The 16013-nt window shown below is 66.8% G+C and carries 13 protein-coding genes; 9 read left to right on the top strand and 4 right to left on the bottom strand.

Features of this window, described 5'->3' with window-relative positions; all coding sequences use genetic code 11:
- Positions 1-77 precede the first annotated feature (77 nt).
- From RYM47_RS13150 to RYM47_RS13120, 7 genes are read left to right on the top strand one after another with little or no spacing between them, the layout of a single operon-like run.
- Positions 78-1610, top strand: coding sequence for an aldehyde dehydrogenase family protein (locus tag RYM47_RS13150; RefSeq protein WP_315388513.1), 1533 nt, complete (start codon positions 78-80; stop codon positions 1608-1610).
- On the top strand, positions 1607-2368 hold the full coding sequence (locus RYM47_RS13145) for an SDR family oxidoreductase (RefSeq protein WP_315388512.1): 762 nt from the start codon (positions 1607-1609) through the stop codon (positions 2366-2368). Before RYM47_RS13150 ends, RYM47_RS13145 begins: the two co-directional genes overlap by 4 nt.
- Positions 2369-2419: 51 nt before the next feature.
- Positions 2420-2704, top strand: coding sequence for a DUF4190 domain-containing protein (locus RYM47_RS13140; RefSeq protein ID WP_315388509.1), 285 nt, complete (start codon positions 2420-2422; stop codon positions 2702-2704).
- Positions 2705-2711: 7 nt separating this feature from the next.
- Positions 2712-3482: a class I SAM-dependent methyltransferase gene (locus RYM47_RS13135; protein WP_315388507.1), complete on the top strand. Its 771-nt coding sequence runs from the start codon at positions 2712-2714 to the stop codon at positions 3480-3482.
- A 9-nt stretch (positions 3483-3491) separates the two neighbouring features.
- Positions 3492-4547, top strand: a complete 1056-nt coding sequence (locus RYM47_RS13130; RefSeq protein ID WP_315388505.1) for a quinone-dependent dihydroorotate dehydrogenase — start codon at positions 3492-3494, stop codon at positions 4545-4547.
- Positions 4544-5593 (top strand): UDP-N-acetylmuramate dehydrogenase, encoded by a 1050-nt coding sequence (gene murB, locus RYM47_RS13125; protein WP_315388503.1) that lies wholly within the window; start codon positions 4544-4546, stop codon positions 5591-5593. The genes RYM47_RS13130 and murB overlap by 4 nt, the downstream gene beginning before the upstream one ends.
- 32 nt (positions 5594-5625) lie before the next feature.
- Positions 5626-6513 (top strand): EamA family transporter, encoded by an 888-nt coding sequence (locus RYM47_RS13120; protein WP_315388600.1) that lies wholly within the window; start codon positions 5626-5628, stop codon positions 6511-6513.
- On the opposite strand, the gene RYM47_RS13115 is transcribed toward RYM47_RS13120, so the two are convergent.
- The 3 genes from RYM47_RS13115 to RYM47_RS13105 all read right to left on the bottom strand — a co-directional run bounded on the left by RYM47_RS13115 (position 6514) and on the right by RYM47_RS13105 (position 10537).
- Positions 6514-8706, bottom strand: a complete 2193-nt coding sequence (locus tag RYM47_RS13115; protein WP_315388501.1) for a hypothetical protein — start codon at positions 8704-8706, stop codon at positions 6514-6516.
- Positions 8703-9920, bottom strand: coding sequence for a hypothetical protein (locus RYM47_RS13110; protein ID WP_315388499.1), 1218 nt, complete (start codon positions 9918-9920; stop codon positions 8703-8705). The genes RYM47_RS13115 and RYM47_RS13110 overlap by 4 nt, the downstream gene beginning before the upstream one ends.
- Positions 9921-10012: 92 nt before the next feature.
- On the bottom strand, positions 10013-10537 hold the full coding sequence (locus RYM47_RS13105; RefSeq protein WP_315388497.1) for a DUF3592 domain-containing protein: 525 nt from the start codon (positions 10535-10537) through the stop codon (positions 10013-10015).
- A 255-nt stretch (positions 10538-10792) separates the two neighbouring features.
- On the opposite strand from RYM47_RS13105, the gene RYM47_RS13100 reads away from it, so the two are divergent.
- A complete protein-coding gene (locus RYM47_RS13100; RefSeq protein ID WP_315388495.1) occupies positions 10793-13876 on the top strand; it encodes a discoidin domain-containing protein in 3084 nt (1027 codons plus the stop codon).
- 336 nt (positions 13877-14212) lie between these two features.
- On the opposite strand, the gene RYM47_RS13095 is transcribed toward RYM47_RS13100, so the two are convergent.
- Complete coding sequence (locus RYM47_RS13095) at positions 14213-15058, bottom strand: hypothetical protein (RefSeq protein ID WP_052914393.1); 846 nt, start codon at positions 15056-15058, stop codon at positions 14213-14215.
- Between the two features lie 55 nt (positions 15059-15113).
- On the opposite strand from RYM47_RS13095, the gene RYM47_RS13090 reads away from it, so the two are divergent.
- The gene (locus RYM47_RS13090; protein WP_137138293.1) at positions 15114-15875 is read left to right on the top strand and encodes an IS5 family transposase; all 762 of its coding nucleotides are present in this window, start codon (positions 15114-15116) and stop codon (positions 15873-15875) included.
- The last annotated feature ends 138 nt before the right edge of the window (positions 15876-16013 follow it).

Raw genomic sequence — 16013 nt, 5'->3', positions numbered from 1 at the left:
TAGAATGACGGGTCTGCATGCCGCATCCCCCACCCTGCCAGCGGCTGCGCCCTTTTCGATCCGCAACAGGAGTTTGCATGTCCTCTGACCTGCTCAAGGCGCTCGGCCTCGACGCGACCAACGCTGGCAGCTATCTCGGCAACGGCGAGTGGTCCACCGCCACCGATGCCGGCGTGATCACCCCGGTCAACCCGACCACCGGTGAAGCCATCGCCCAGGTGAATGCCACCACCGACGCCGACTACGAAACCATCGTGGCGCGTGCGCAGGAAGCCTTCAAGGTGTGGCGTACCACCCCGGCCCCGCGCCGTGGCGAAGCGGTGCGCCTGTGCGGCGAAGCGCTGCGCGCCAACAAGGATGCGCTGGGTTCGCTGGTTGCACTGGAAATGGGCAAGAGCAAGCCGGAAGGCGACGGTGAAGTGCAGGAGATGATCGACATCGCCGACTTCGCGGTGGGCCAGAGCCGCATGCTGTACGGCTACACGATGCATTCCGAGCGTCCCGGCCACCGCATGTACGAGCAGTATCAGCCGCTCGGCCTGGTCGGCATCATCAGCGCGTTCAACTTCCCGGTTGCGGTGTGGGCCTGGAACTCGTTCCTGGCCGCGATCTGCGGCGATGTGTGCCTGTGGAAGCCGTCCAACAAGACGCCGCTGACCGCCATTGCTTCGATGAAGATCTGCAATGACGCGCTGCGTGGCGCCGGCTTCCCGGACATCTTCTTCCTGATCAACGACGCCGGCACCGCGCTGTCGGAGAAGATGGTCGCCGACAAGCGCGTGCCGCTGATCAGCTTCACCGGTTCGACCCAGGTCGGCCGCCAGGTCGCCGAGAAGGTCGCCCATCGCCTCGGCCGCTGCCTGCTGGAGCTGGGCGGCAACAACGCGATCATCCTCGACGAAACCGCCGACCTGAAGCTGGCCATCCCCGGCATCGTGTTCGGTGCGGTCGGCACCGCCGGCCAGCGCTGCACCACCACCCGCCGCCTGATCGTGCACGAGTCCATCTACGACGACGTGCTGGCAACTTTGATCAAGGCGTACAAGCAGGTCGAGGGCAAGATCGGCGACCCGACCGACCCGGCCAACCTGATGGGCCCGCTCAACAGCGACGGCGCCGTGCAGCAGTTCCTGGCCTCGATCGAGAAGGCCAAGGCCAGCGGCGGTACCGTGGAAACCGGCGGCACCCGCATCGAACGCGCCGGCAACTTCGTGCTGCCCGCCATCGTGACCGGCCTGAAGAACAGCGACGAAGTGGTGCAGCACGAAACCTTCGCGCCGATCCTGTACGTGATGAAGTACAGCACCCTGGACGAAGCCATCGACATGCAGAACGGCGTGCCGCAGGGCCTGTCCTCGTCGATCTTCACCACCAACCTCAAGACCGCCGAGCGCTTCCTCTCGGCAGCCGGTTCGGACTGCGGCATCGCCAACGTCAACATCGGCACCTCGGGTGCGGAGATCGGCGGTGCGTTCGGTGGTGAAAAGGACACCGGCGGTGGCCGCGAGTCCGGTTCGGATGCGTGGAAGGTCTACATGCGCCGCCAGACCAACACCATCAACTACTCCGATTCGCTGCCGCTGGCCCAGGGCATCAAGTTCGACCTGTGAGCCACGCGCTCGACTTCAGCGGCCGCCGGGTACTGGTGGCCGGCGGCAGCAAGGGCATCGGCCGTGCCATGGCGCTGGCCTTTGCCTCGGCGGGCGCGGCAGTCTCGGTCTGCGCCCGCGGCGAACCGGGCCTGGCCGCGCTGCGCGACGACGCCGCCGCGCTGGGCGTTTCGATACACACCGAAACGGCCGACCTGGCCCGACTGGACGACATCGAACGCTGGCTGGCCGGCGCCGCCAAGGCGCTGGGCGGCATCGACGTCCTGATCAACAACGCCACCGGCTACGGCATGTCCGATGACGAAGCCGGCTGGGAAGCCAGCCTGGGCGTGGACCTGCTTTCTGCAGTCCGCGCGTCGCGGCTTGCCCTGCCCTGGCTGCAGCAGTCCAGCGACGCCTGCATCCTCAACCTGGCCTCGATCGCCGCGCAGCAGCCACGGCCGGGTGCTGCGCCCTATGGCGCCGCCAAGGCGGCCCTGATGCACTACACCACCTCGCAGGCACTGGCGCTGGCCCCGCACCGGATCCGCGTCAATGCCATCGCCCCGGGCTCGATCGAGTTCGAGGACGGGCTGTGGGCGCGCCGCCGCAGCGAGGATCCAGCGCTGTACCACGGCACCCTCGCCAAAATCCCGTTCGGGCGCTTCGGCCAGCCGCAGGAGGTCGCCGACGCGGCCCTGTTCCTCTGCTCGCCGCTGGCCCGCTGGATCACCGGCCATACATTGAACGTCGATGGTGGGCAGGTCTTGATGGGATAACGTCGGCTCTGGCCCTATCATTCCCTTGTCCGCCCATTCCCCAGGAGCCGCATGAGCCTTCCGCCGCGTCAAACCAGCCCGATGGCCCTGATCAGCCTGATTGCCGGCATCCTCGGCTGGACCGCCCTTCCCTTCCTTGGCAGCGTGGTTGCGATCATCACAGGGCACATGGCCCGCGCCGAGATCCGCCGCCGCCCGCTGGAACTGGAAGGCGACGGCCTGGCACTGGCCGGCCTGATCATGGGCTGGGTGGTGGTGATTGGCAGCCTGCTGGCCGTGCTCGCCATCCTGATGTTCTTCGGTGGCTTGGCCTGGTTTGTTTCCCTGCAGTCGTGAGGTGCCCATGAGCGGATCGGATCCGACCGGACGTTTCAGCAACCGCGTAGCCGATTACGTGCGCTACCGTCCCGATTACCCGCCGGCGCTGCTGGACTGGCTGCACCGCGAGATCGGCGTGCCGACCGAAACCCTGGTGGCCGACATCGGCGCCGGCACCGGCATTTCCACCCGGCTGTTCCTGGCCAGCGGCCACCCGGTGATCGCGGTCGAACCCAACGCGCCGATGCGCGAGGCGGCCGAGGCCCTGCTGGCCCAGGAGTATCTGCGCCTGAAGCTGGTCGACGGCACGTCCGAAGCCACCACCCTGGCCGACGACAGCGTCGGGCTGGTCAGCGCCGCACAGGCCTTCCACTGGTTCGACACCACCGCCGTGCGCCGCGAATGGGCGCGAATCCTGCACCCGGGCGGGATGGCGCTGGTGTTCTGGAACTCGCGCCTGCTCGACGCCTCACCGTTCCTGGTCGGCTATGAGCAGCTGCTGCTGGAGTTCGGAACCGACTACACCGAGGTCGCCGAGCGCTACCAGGACGACGACACCATGCGCGCCTGGTTCGGCGACGGCCTTCGCGGCATCGCGCAGTTCCCGAATACGCAGACCATGGACGCCGACGGCCTGCGTGGCCGCCTGCTGTCGTCCTCGTACGCGCCCCCGCCGGGCCACCCGCGCCACGCGCCGATGCTGGAGGCACTGCAGCAGCTGTTCGACGCACACGCGGTGGATGGCAAGATCGCTTTTGAATACCAAACCCGTGCCTTCGTCGGCACGCTGGACTGACTGGACGCCATGTACTCGCTTGCCCGACCCTTCCTGTTTTCCCTGGACGCCGAACGCGCCCACGGCCTGGGCCTGAGTGCGCTGGAACTCGCCTACCGCACCGGCACCTCGCCGCTGCTGGCACGCCGCCCTGCGCCGCTACCGACCAACGTGTTCGGGCTGCGCTTCCCCAATCCGGTCGGCCTGGCCGCCGGCCTGGACAAGAACGGCGAACACATCGACGCGCTGTTCGCGCTCGGCTTCGGCTTCGTGGAAATCGGCACCATCACCCCACGCCCGCAGGAAGGCAATCCCAAGCCGCGCCTGTTCCGGCTGCCGGCCCACCAGGCGATCATCAATCGCATGGGGTTCAACAACCAGGGCGTGGATGCGCTGGTGCGTAACGTGGAGCGCGCGCAGCGTCGCGACGGCCTGCTGGGCATCAACATCGGCAAGAACAAGGACACCCCCAACGAGCAGGCGTTCGACGATTACCAGCACTGCCTGCAGAAGGTGTACCCGCTGGCCGACTACATCACCGTCAACATCTCCTCGCCCAACACCGCCGGCCTGCGCGAACTGCAGGAAGAAACCGCACTGCGCCAGCTGGTCTCGCAGCTGCGCGAGAGCCAGGAAGCGCTGGCCGCCAAGCATGGCAGGCGCGTACCAATGCTGGTCAAGGTCGCCCCCGACCTGAGCGACCGCGACATCGACGCCGCCGCGCGCGTGCTCGGTGAACTGAAGGTCGACGGCGTGATCGCCACCAATACCACCGTCGACCGCAGCGCGGTGGCGGCCGATCCGCGGGCCAGCGAAGCCGGCGGCCTGTCCGGCGCGCCGCTGCTTGGCCAGTCCACCCTGGTGCTGCGCCGCCTGCGCGCGCGCCTGCCCGAATCCACCCCGCTGATCGGCGTGGGCGGCATCCAGTCCGGTGCCGACGCGGTGGCCAAGATGGCCGCAGGTGCAGCGCTGGTGCAGTGCTACAGCGGCCTGATCTTCCGGGGCCCGGCCCTGGTGCATGACTGTGTCGAGGCCATTCGCCGTCGCCGCGAAGCCCCCAGCCGCGGCGCGGTGGCCCCCCTATGAGTACTGCAATGCCTGCCTGGTCGCTGACCGAAAACGCCTCGCTGAAGGCCCTCAACACCTTCCATGTGGACGCCAGCGCCGAACAGCTGCTGGAGCTGCACGACCCGAGCCTGCTGCCGGAGGTACTGGCGCACCCACGGGTGGCGGGCAAACCGCTGCTGGTGCTCGGCAGCGGCAGCAACGTGCTGCTCGCAGACAACGTCGCCGGTACCGTGCTGGTGTTTGCCAACCGCAGCATCGAGGAACTGGAACATCGCGCCGACCATACCGTGGTTCGTGCTGGTGCCGGGGTCAACTGGCATGGGCTGGTGATGTGGTCGTTGCAGAACGGCTTGTCCGGACTTGAAAACCTGGCATTGATTCCGGGCACGTGCGGTGCCGCTCCGATCCAGAACATCGGTGCGTACGGCGTGCAGGTCGACGAGTTCATCCAGGCGGTGGATGCATGGGATCGTGAGACCGGCGAATGGGTGCGTTTCGATGCCGAGGCCTGCGCGTTCGGCTACCGCGACAGCGTGTTCAAGCACGCCCCCGACCGCTACCTGATCACCGCCATCGAATTGCGCCTGCCGCTGCTGCACGACCTGCGCCTGGGTTACGCGGGCATCGCCGAGGAAATGCAGGCGATGGGCGTGGAGCTGCCGGTCGCCGCCGACGTCGCCAATGCGGTGATCGCGATCCGTCGCCGCAAGCTGCCGGACCCGGACGAGCTGGGCAACGCAGGCAGCTTCTTCAAGAACCCGGTGCTGCCGCTGGAACAGGTGGACGTACTGCTGCAGGAATTCCCCGAGCTGCCGGTGTACCCGGCCGACCAGGACAACCGGCGCAAGCTGTCGGCTGCGTGGCTGATCGAGGCCTGCGGCTGGAAAGGCTTCCGCGAGGGTGATGCCGGCGTGTCGCCGCAGCATGCGCTGGTGCTGGTCAACCATGGCAGCGCGACCGGTGCGGAACTGCTGGCCTTGGCACGGCGCATTTCCGCGTCGGTACTGGAGAAGTTCGGCGTACCGATCGAACCGGAGCCGCGCCTGATCGGCGCACAGTGGTGACCGCGCCGCTCGCTTTGCCCGCGCCCACGCCGATGCGTGCGGCGCTGCTGATGTTTGGCAGCACGATGGCGTTCGGCCTGATGGCCATCGCCATCCGCTATGCCACCCGGCACGTGCCGACCCAGGAGGTGGCGTTCTTCCGCAACGCTTTCGGCCTGCTGGCATTGCTGCCATTTCTGCTACGCCCGGGCAGCAAGCCGTTCCACACCCGGCAGCTGCCGCGCTATTTCGTGCGCAGCCTGATCGGGCTGGCGTCGATGCTCTGCGCGTTCTGGGCGATCGGCCACCTGCCGATCTCGCAGGCGATCTCGCTGTCGTACTCCACGCCTCTTTTCGTCACCATTGCCGCCGTCCTGTTCCTGGGCGAAACCGTGCGGATGCGGCGTTGGGCCGCGGTGGTCTGCGGCTTCATCGGCGTGCTGATCATCGTGCGTCCAGGCGCGGAATCGTTCAGTCCGGGCCTGCTGGTGGCGGTCCTGGCGGCGGTACTGAGCTCGTTGGTTGCGATCCAGATCAAACAGCTCACACGCGTGGACGGCGCCGACACGGTGGTGTTCTACACCTATGCCTTCTGGGTGCCGATGTCGCTGGTGCCGGCCCTGTTTGTGTGGGTCTGGCCCAATAGCATCGGGTGGATGTGGCTGGGCGCCACCGGCGTGCTGGGAACACTGGGCCAGTTGATGTGGACGCGCGCACTGCGCCTGGGCGAAGTCTCCGCGCTGACCCCGATCAGCTTCATGCAGCTGCCGCTGGTGGCGGTGCTGGGCTGGCTGCTGTTCGGCGAGACCCTGGACCGCTGGACCGTGATCGGCGCCGGCATCATCCTCGGCGCGAACGCCTACATTGCCCACCGTGAAGCCGTGCTGGTCCGCCGCGCTGCCTCCGAAGCCGCCAGCGCCGCCGCCAAACCCGGCGAATGACTACCGGCCGCCCATGGCCTGCAACTCCCGTTGCAACAACGCCTGCACTTCTTCGCGCTGGAACTGCGTGGCGAACACGGGCACCGCGAATACGAACGGCAAGCCATCGGCCTCGCGGCGGATCACATAGGCCAACTGCAACCGGGCCAGCGCGTGCCGCACCTGCTCCGGGTCGATCCGCACGCCGGCCGCGTCGAATGTGGCCAGCAGCTCCACCAGCGTGATGCCACGCTCGCCGCTGCCGGTGAGCTGCGCGGTCGCCACCTGGTAGACCACGATGCGGTCGATCCGGCACGCCGCCGGATCCGGACTCAGCCGTGCCCAGCCGGCCAGCGCATCGATCACCGGCTCGCTGACCAGCGCCGCGTGCACCTGCGCGGTGTCCAGCACACGCTGGCCGCGCCCGAGCTGGCTGAGCAGCTGCTGGCAGGTGATGGCGACCAGATTGGCGCGATGCCCGCACGCCGCCACCAGTCGGTGCGGCAGGTCAGGACTGGCGTAATGAACGCCCAACCGCGCCATCGGCACGGTCGCCAGGGCCCGGCAGGCGTCCTCCTCCAGGCTGCCGACATGGATGACGTCGCCGAAATTGCGCAACGGCGAGGCGAAGTCGAGGGTCACCGCTTCGTACAGATCCCAGAACCCGGCCAGCATGAAGTGGCAGCGCCCTTCTTCGCTCAGCGCGCGCAGCGCCAGCAACTGCGGGTAACCCTGCGTTGCCTCGGCACGCAGGAACAGGTCGGTTTCGTCGATCAGCAGCAACAGGCCACGTCCGGCCGCGCGGGCGGACAGCTCCGCAACCAATGCATCGATGCCGGTGTCCTCGGCCATGCCGAGTTCCATCGCCAGGCGCATGGTGAGTCGATGGTCGCGTAGCGACAGGTACACGCAGTGCACGCGCGGGTGGCCGGCAAAGCGCCGCTCGATGGCCTTCATCAGGCTGGTCTTGCCGAGCTGGCGTCCGCCTACCAGCAGGTAGTTGCCCGGTTCGCGGTTGAGCACGCGCGCCAGCAGCGATTCGCGGCCGAAGAACGCGCCCGGGCGGGTGATGCCACCGTGGGTCTGGTACGGCGAAATCCGGGTGACACGCAGCTGGCGTGCGAGCAGGTCGACCAGGGTGTCCAGCGCACCGGGCTGCAGCAACCAGCGCGTCTGCGCGGCCTGTTCCAGGCACACGCACAGGTTGGCCGGGTCGTTGGCATGGGCCACGAGCTCCGGTTCTGCGATCAGCGAAGGGCTGACCACCAGCACCACGTCCTGGCCATTGGGCATGCCGCGCAGCGCCTGCACGATGGCATCGGCCCCCAGTGCCGGGTCGGGCTGGTAGAGCCACAGCCGCTCCAGCGCCAGCGGCAGCGTGTCCGGCAGGGTCCATTCGCGTACCAGTCCGGGCAGCGACCAGCCCGGCGCCGGCGCGTCGACCGCCCCGATCCGTGCCGCCAGTTGCAGCGCGCGCGTGCCGGGCGCTGCGTGCACCTGGCGCAGCGCGTCGCGCCAGCGCACCGTGGCGATACCGGCGCCGGCCAGCACGCGTTCGCGCAGACGCAACCAGCCCAGCTGGCCGTCGATGGCGGGCAAGCCCTGCAGCGGCTGTTCGAACAGCAGCTTCGGCTCCGCGATGATCGCCGCCACGGCCGGGCGCACCCAGTACCAGAGCAGACCGAGCGCGGCCAGCCCGAGCACCGAACCGCCCAACAGCAGCGACAGCCACTGCACGATGGTCCAGGGTTCCTGCGCGCGGCAGTTGGCGGGCAGCCACCGCGCGGGTGGCGCCGGGTGACCCGGACGACATCGCCAGTACTGGGTGCTGGGTTCCAGGGTCTGCTCGATCACCGTGCCGGGTAGTCCGCTGTTGGCCGGGAAGCGCTCACTGAAGCGCAGCCGCAGCACCCACGGGCGCGGCAGCTCGGCGGTCACCAGCGTCTCGGCCGGATCGTGCACGCCCGGCACCGCGACCTCGGTTGGCCAGGTTTCGTGCTGCAACGAATATGAAAGGGCTTCCTCGCGCAGGAACATCATGTCGATGTTCGCCCGCTGCATCAGCATCATGCTTTCGCCGTCGCGCTGCATGCGCCACAGCTGGACCGGATTGAGCCACGGCACGAACAGGTAGCTGCCAACGAACCAGGTGAGCCCGATCACCAGCAGCAACGGCACGCCCACGCCGAGCGACCTGCGCGGCAAGGTCATCATGCCGGTTGTGCCTCCAGCCCTTCGATCACCTGGTGTACCGCGCGGCGGATCGCATCGCAGCGCCATTCCAGGAAGGTGCCGTGCGGTAGCGCGCGGGCTGCCAACAGGTTGCTCCAGTACAGCTGGCGCAGCAGTGGATCGGCCAGGTAGGGGCGCGCCGGTCCCAGCGTGGGGCGCGCCAGCCAGCCTTCCACCGTGCTGCGGGTGGCGGGGTCGCGAAGCAGGGGCACCAGGGCTTCCCACAGCCGCGGATGGGTCGACAGCGTTTCGGTGATCGCCTCATCATCCTGGCTGCCATCGGCCAGCAGCACCAGCGCCGCCTGGGCCAGCAGGGGATGTCCACCGGAAAGATACAGCGCACGCACGAGCGTGGCCTCGGTGGTGTCGACCGCACCACGTCGCAGATCGTCCACGCCCAGTTCCGGCCAGCTTTCGGTGGCAGCGATGTTGAGCAGCGACAGGTCGCCGCCCTGGTATTTGAGGTCCGCCAATGCAGCGCCGCCGCAGATCAGCAGATGCAGCTTGCCGCTGTACATTTCGCTCAGGCTGCGCAGGATTCCGGCAAGCACATCGCGCGGTTCGGGCGCGCCCTGCTCGAAGCGGCTGACCAGGCAGAACAAGGGGCCGGGCTGCTGCAGCAGTCGCGCCAGCGCCATTTCGAAGCTGGCATCCGATGACACACCGTCCAGCCCGCACTGCGCAGCCAGCAGGGCGAAGTAATCCTGGTCGCCCTCGCCCGCCCGGAACGGGGGCTGCAGGTGCAACACCCGATCGCTTCCATAGCGCGAGGCCGCCTCGGCCAGGATCGCTGCACGCTCGGGCGGCTGGCCCCAGTGCGCCTGGGTCAGCAGCAGGCTGACCGGATACGGCCGCAATGCCTGCAGTCGATCGAACAGCCGGGTGACGGTTGGCGGGACCAGCACCGGTGGCGCCACCTGCCCTTCGCCGGCTACGGTGGCGGCCGGCTCCACTGGAAACTCCGGTTCAAAGCCGGCCGATTGCAGCAATGCGTTGCACTCGATTTCGGTCAGGCGCAGGTAGTTGGCGCAGGCCAGCACACGATCGCGATGACGCCGGCTGGGCCGCGAGGTGCCGGCCCGCCAGTTGTTGACCGCCTCGCGGCTGATGCCGATCTCCGAAGCCACCCCACCCGCGCTGGCGCGGATCCGCCGCATGTGCCGGGACAGCAGGTCCGCGAAGTCCAGGGCAGGCATGGGAAACGACCAGAAAGGGAGTGAGCCGCACACCCTACCGTGACCGCTTGGACTGTCAACCATGTGCGCACCGGCCACGGCGTTCTCCCGGCTCAGTCCGCCGCAGTGGCAGGGGCCTGCCGCACGAACAGCTTGCGGGTAAACAGCAGGTGCACCACGAACGCCAGGATCGCCAGCATGCCCAGCGCCACGATCACCCGCCCAAGAACCGAGCCCAGGCTCTTCTGGCCTTCCAACCGGTCCAGTCGCTCGAAGTGGGACGGATCGGCCCGCGAGTAGGCCACGGTGACCTGCGGTTCGTCTCCCAGATACGGCGCGGCGTTGTCTTCGGAAGTGGAGAAGTTGCCGGTGTAGGTAACGCCGTTGGCCTCGAAGTCGTACCGGAAGTGGTACTGATAGGAGACCCGTCCCTTGCGGCGCTTCTCTTCGATGTGGTCGACCTGCACCGGCGCCTGCACGGTCACCGCATCCTTGAGGATGGCCTCGGCCTCACGGTGCCCGCTCAGTGCGGACCAGGCGAAGAACACGGCCAGCACGGCGTAGCCGATGCTGCACAACCAGCGCGAAGCGCGGGACAGGCGGGCGTGCGAGGTGTCTGAAACTGGAATGCTGATCATGTGGTTTCCCCAGAAATGGACCGATTACGTCATCAGCCGGACGGCCGCGACTTCGATTGCCAGTCTGGGCAGTAGTGCTCGGTTGCTGAACGGCCAGCCTGTCAAGTCAAGGCTTTCGGCACCTGACGATTCGTCAACCCAACAGCGCAGCGCAGGGCGAGGCAGCCAATTACCGCACTGCGTCATGTAACCGATTACATCCCCTGCTACGGTTGCCCCGCCTCACTGGCGAGGCACTAGTACGAGGTTGTTCCGATGCGCTTGCATGTAGTTCGCCGCACGCTGTTGTTTTCTGCACTTGGCTTCTTCCTGGCGTCGTCCGGCTTCGCACAGGACCTTCCGCCCCGGTCGGCATGGAAGGCCGGCAGTTCCTCCCAGCAGGTACCCGCCATGGCGGTCAGTCACCTGATCGATGGCGACCCCAAGACGGTCACCGGCGGCGCCTTCAGCCCCGGGCACTGGTTCCAGATCGATCTGGGGCAGCCCACCACGCTCACCGGGGCGCGCGTGACCTGGGATGTCTCCAATCCCGAGGGCTACAGCCTGCAGACCTCGCTGGACGGAACGCAGTGGCAGACCGCGTACACCATGCGCGATTCGCTGGGCGGCATCGAAACCGTGCCCTTCGCACCGCGCCAGGCCCGCTACCTGCGCCTGGCCAGCCCCGAGCGCACCTCCGACTGGGGCGTGTCCATCTTCGAACTGGAGCCGCTGGATGCGCGCTCCGGCCTGCGTGTTGCCGGACTGGATGCGACCCAGGCAGCGGCACTATGGCAAGGCGGTAGCGCCATCGCCATTCCCGCCGGCAAGGCCGGCGGCCATGTCCTCGACATCGCGTTGCCCCACGGCCTGGCAACTACCGGCCTGGCGGTTGAATGGGCCGGTGCGCACGGCGCCGCGCGCCTGCAGGCACAGGACGCACAGGGGCGATGGACCGACCTTGCGCACGACCCGCAGGCCGGCAGCCGCCAGCAGAGCTGGCTGGCGGGTACCGCGCCGGTGACCGCGCATGCCCTGCGCCTGCAGGTCGACGGCGACGCGCCGAAGATCGCCCGCGTGCGCCTGCTCGGCCCCGCTGCGGTGATGACGCCGATGAAGCGCTACCAGACCGCCGCCAGTGGTGCGGACCGCGCATTGTTCCCGGCCTCCCTGCACCTGCAGCAGACCTACTGGACTGCCGTGGGCGTGCATGGGGGGCTGCAGAAGTCGATCTTCGACGAGCACGGCAACATCGAGGCCTTCAAGGGCGCGCCGCTGGTGCAGCCTATCTGGCGCAGCGCCGACGGAACCACCGCTGCGGCCGCCAACCAGACCGTGCAGCACGCGCTGCGCGATGGCTGGAAGCCGATGCCGTCTGCCACCTGGCAACCGCAACCCGGCCTCGAGCTGCGCAGCGAAGCCTTCGCAGTGGAACTGGACGGGCAACCGGTCACCCTCGTCCGCCACCGCCTGCACAACACCGGCACCACGCCGGTGGATGGCACCCTCAACCTGGTGGTGCGGCCGATGCAGATGAACCCACCGTGGCAGAACGGTGGGCTGTCGCCGATCCGCAGCATCGCAGTCGAGGACAACGCGGTGCGGGTCAACCAGCGCACCCTGCTGCGTTCACTTACTCCGGTCGAAAGCGCGGGTGCGGCCGCATTCGGTCCCGACGGCAGCACCGAAATCACCGCAGCCGTGGCAGCGGGTCAATTGCCAACGGCGCAAAAGGCGGACGATCCAGAGGGCTTGGCGGCTGCCGCCCTCGCCTACCGCATCCAGCTCGCACCGGGCGCCAGCCAGTCGGTGGTGGTGGCCTTCCCACTCGGCACCGCTCCCTCCGACGCGCACGGGGTGTTGCCGGAAGCCCCGACGCTCGTGCTGGATACCGCCGATGCCGATGCCACCTTCGACACCCTGGCCACCCGCGTCGCCAACGACTGGCAGGCGCGCCTCGGCCAGGTCGGGCTGCGCCTGCCCGATCCCTCGCTGGTGGACATGCTGCGCGCGCAGGCGGCGTACATGCTGATCAACCAGACCGGCCCGGCCATGCAGCCCGGTCCACGCAACTACAACCGCTCCTTCATCCGCGACGGCATGGCCACCTCGGCGGTGCTGCTGCGCATGGGCGAGTCGAAGATCGCGCGCGACTACCTGGCCTGGTACACCGAGCACGGTGTGCATGACAACGGCCTGGTCTCGCCCATCCTCAACAACGATGGCAGCGTCAACACCGGTTTCGGTTCGGACATCGAGTACGACAGCCAAGGGCAATACGTGGCGCTGGTGGCCGACGTCGCCCGGCTCGACGGCGGCCCGGAATCGGTACGCGCCTACCTGCCCAAGGTGAAGGCCGCGCTGCGCTTCCTCCAGGAACTGCGCGAGCGCACGCTGGTGCCCGGCTACATGGCCAACCAGCCCGCCCCGGAACGCTTCGCCGGCATCCTGGCGCCGTCGATCAGCCATGAGGGCTACCCCGCGCCGACCCACAGCTACTGGGACGACTACTGGGGCCTGAAGGGTTGGCACGACGGCGCGTGGCTGGCCGAGTCGCTGGGCGATCACGAAACCGCGGCGTGGGCGCGCGAACAGTACCGCCTCCTGCACGATGCGCTGGCCGCCTCGATCCGCGCCACCATGGCGTGGAAGGGCATCGACTTCATTCCTTCCTCCGCAGATCTGGGCGATGGTGACCCGACCGGCGTGTCGATCGCACTGGACCCCACCGGCGCGCAGGACGTGCTGCCGGAACAGGCGCTGCGCACCACCTTCGCCCGCTACCTGGACGACGTGCGCAAGCGCAATCAGCCCGATGCGCTGTACGCCTACACGCCGTACGAAATCCGCAATGTGCTCAGCTACGTGCACCTGGACCAGCCGGAAGCAGCCAACGAGCTGCTGCAGGGTCTGCTGCACGACCGCCGGCCACTGGAATGGCAGGTGCTGGCGGAAGTGGTGCACTCGCGACTGCGTTTCCCGCGTTACCTCGGCGACATGCCGCATACGTGGATCGGCGCGGAATACGGCCGCACATTGTTCGGCATGCTGATACGCGAAGACGATGACGCGTTGTCGCTGCTGCCAAGTACGCCAAAGTCGTGGCTGGTGGGCGACGGCCTGGCGGTGGAGCGGCTGCCGACCGCGTTCGGCACGTTGCAGATGGAGGCGAAAGAACGCGACGGCACGCTGCACGTCACGCTCGGCAAGGGCCTGCGCAAGGACACGGCAGTGCGGGTCTGGTGGCCCAGCCGAGCCCGACCGAGCGAAGTACGAGTGGACGGCCGCGTGGTACGGGACTTCGACGAGAAAAGCGTGCTCATCGACAAGCCGTTTCGAACGCTGGAAGCGCGCTGGTAAGCAAGTGCCCGGCGACGCCGGCAACAACGCACAAGGGCGCCTTTCGGCGCCCTTGTGATTCAACCGCAGCGGGGCAGAGCCCCGCTCTACCGGGTGGGGATCATTCCCACTCGATCATCAACAAGCCACGCAAGTCCGCGTGGTTAAAGGGTTTGGCTTTGATCGACATAGGCCCATACCGCCGCTTTTACCGTCAGGGAAACACGCCCTTTCCTGGCGCGGGTTTGCGCGGCATCGGCTCATCATCAATCAGCTTTAATCATACCGAACAAGGGGCCGAACTTCATCCTCTCGCCTCGCGCTGTGATTCCGCATACGAGAGCTTCTTTCGACCCATCATGCGATGCGATGCCGAACCCAAGTGGCTGCCTCTTCAACGGAAGACATGACCCGGCACGGGAAATCGCGTTCGATGCTCAAGTGCCGCTGCGTCAGAAGCGTGTGCATAGGCCCGTCCGTCAAAAGGACATCGCAGTAGCCTAACGCAGCGCCGGCATGATGAAAGTCGAATATGTCGTTGGCATTCAGCTTCTGCGTGCGATTCCAGCGTAGCGCCGCATGCAACAGAGCACCAACTTGCAGCGTGCGCAGAGCACGCCGACCGACTGGCTTCCGGACTGCTGCCCGTAGCAAGCCGAGACACTGCCTCGTGATTCCTTCCCGCTCATCTGCTGAAGGTTGGATGCCGAGGCCGAGCGACTTCACGGCCATGTCGTGCAGCACCTCGGCGGCGATCGGAGCTGCGAGTTCCAAGACACCATTAATCTCGTCGCGATAGACCTGCGCGAAGCTCTTCATCGACGGAGCGTGCGCCGCGTTGTCACGATTCAGCCGATCGGCAATGTCGACGAATGGCGAGGCGGGCGGCCAAGCGTCCCCGATGGTCTCAACCATCGTCGATAAAGAAACCTCCCAGAGGTGGTCGAAGAACGCCTTCTGAATGACGAGTCGCTCATCCTCTGGGAAGGCTGTGGCCACTGGATGCTGGACACCCAGGATGTACGGGACCTTGGTCCAGACCAAGTGTTCCAATGGATGAACGCTGTGCCCAACATTCGCATGGAGGAAATGCGCCACTTCCGTTGCCACGCGCGTCGGTTCGGGACTAAGCGTGATGCCGCAGCTCAGCTCGTCAATCAGTTCGGCCGTTGCACCCCGGGTTACTGGGTCCGACTGCTTCATTAGGGCGTGTTAACACTAATGGCGACGGCGACGATTGCGCCAGAAAATCTCCGACATGGAGATCACGCCCGAACAATTCGCTACCATTGAACACTGCCTGCCCAGGCAGCGTGGCAACGTCAGCCTGAGCAATCTGCAGGTGGTCAATGCGATCCTCTATGTGGCCGAACATGGTTGCAAGTGGCGCGGACTGCCCAAACGCTTCGGCAACTGGCACACGATTTACACGCGCATGAATCGCTGGACCAAAGCTGGCGTCCTGGATCGCATGTTCGAGGAGTTGCAGCGTGCGCAAGTCGTGCGTATCAGGATCGAAGCCGTCTCGCTGGACTCCACAAGCATCAAGGTCCATCCCGACGGCACAGGGGCACTAAAAAAAAGTCCGCAGTCCATCGGAAAGTCCCGAGGCGGATGGAACACCAAGATTCATATGGTTGCCGCGGATGCTCGAACGGCCGTGACGTTTTGCCTCTCGCCTGGGCAGGCGCACGACGCACCCGAAGGCCGGCGCCTGCTCAGCAGTCTTGGGCCGACCAGCAGACCGGTGCATTTGTTGATGGACCGTGCCTACGAAGGCAACGAGACACGGCAGCTGGCACTGGATCTGGGTTTCATTCCGGTGGTGCCACCAATGAAGACGCGGATCGAACCGTGGGACTACGACCGCGAGATGTACAAGCGCCGCAATGAGGTGGAGCGGTTGTTCCGTCGACTCAAAGGCTATCGCCGTATCTTCTCGCGGTTCGAGAAACTCGACCTCATGTTCCTGGGCTTCATCAGCTTCGTGCTCGTCGCTGATGGACTGAGGATGTGTTAACAGGCCCTAGTAAACGGCAGCGGATTTATCGAGCTTTGTTGGTTTTGCCCACCAGAGGTGGGTATAGGAAGTTCAACCGCCCTTTTTTGGCGAGTCTGGCGGGTAGGAAGCGGCCGCGCAAGCGCCGCTTTGGGCACA

Origin of the sequence: uncultured Stenotrophomonas sp., from assembly GCF_963519125.1 — a bacterium.
Classification (GTDB): Bacteria; Pseudomonadota; Gammaproteobacteria; order Xanthomonadales; family Xanthomonadaceae; genus Stenotrophomonas.
The sequence above is the reverse complement of the archived record's forward strand: the minus strand, read 5'-3'. Positions and strand labels throughout refer to the sequence as shown.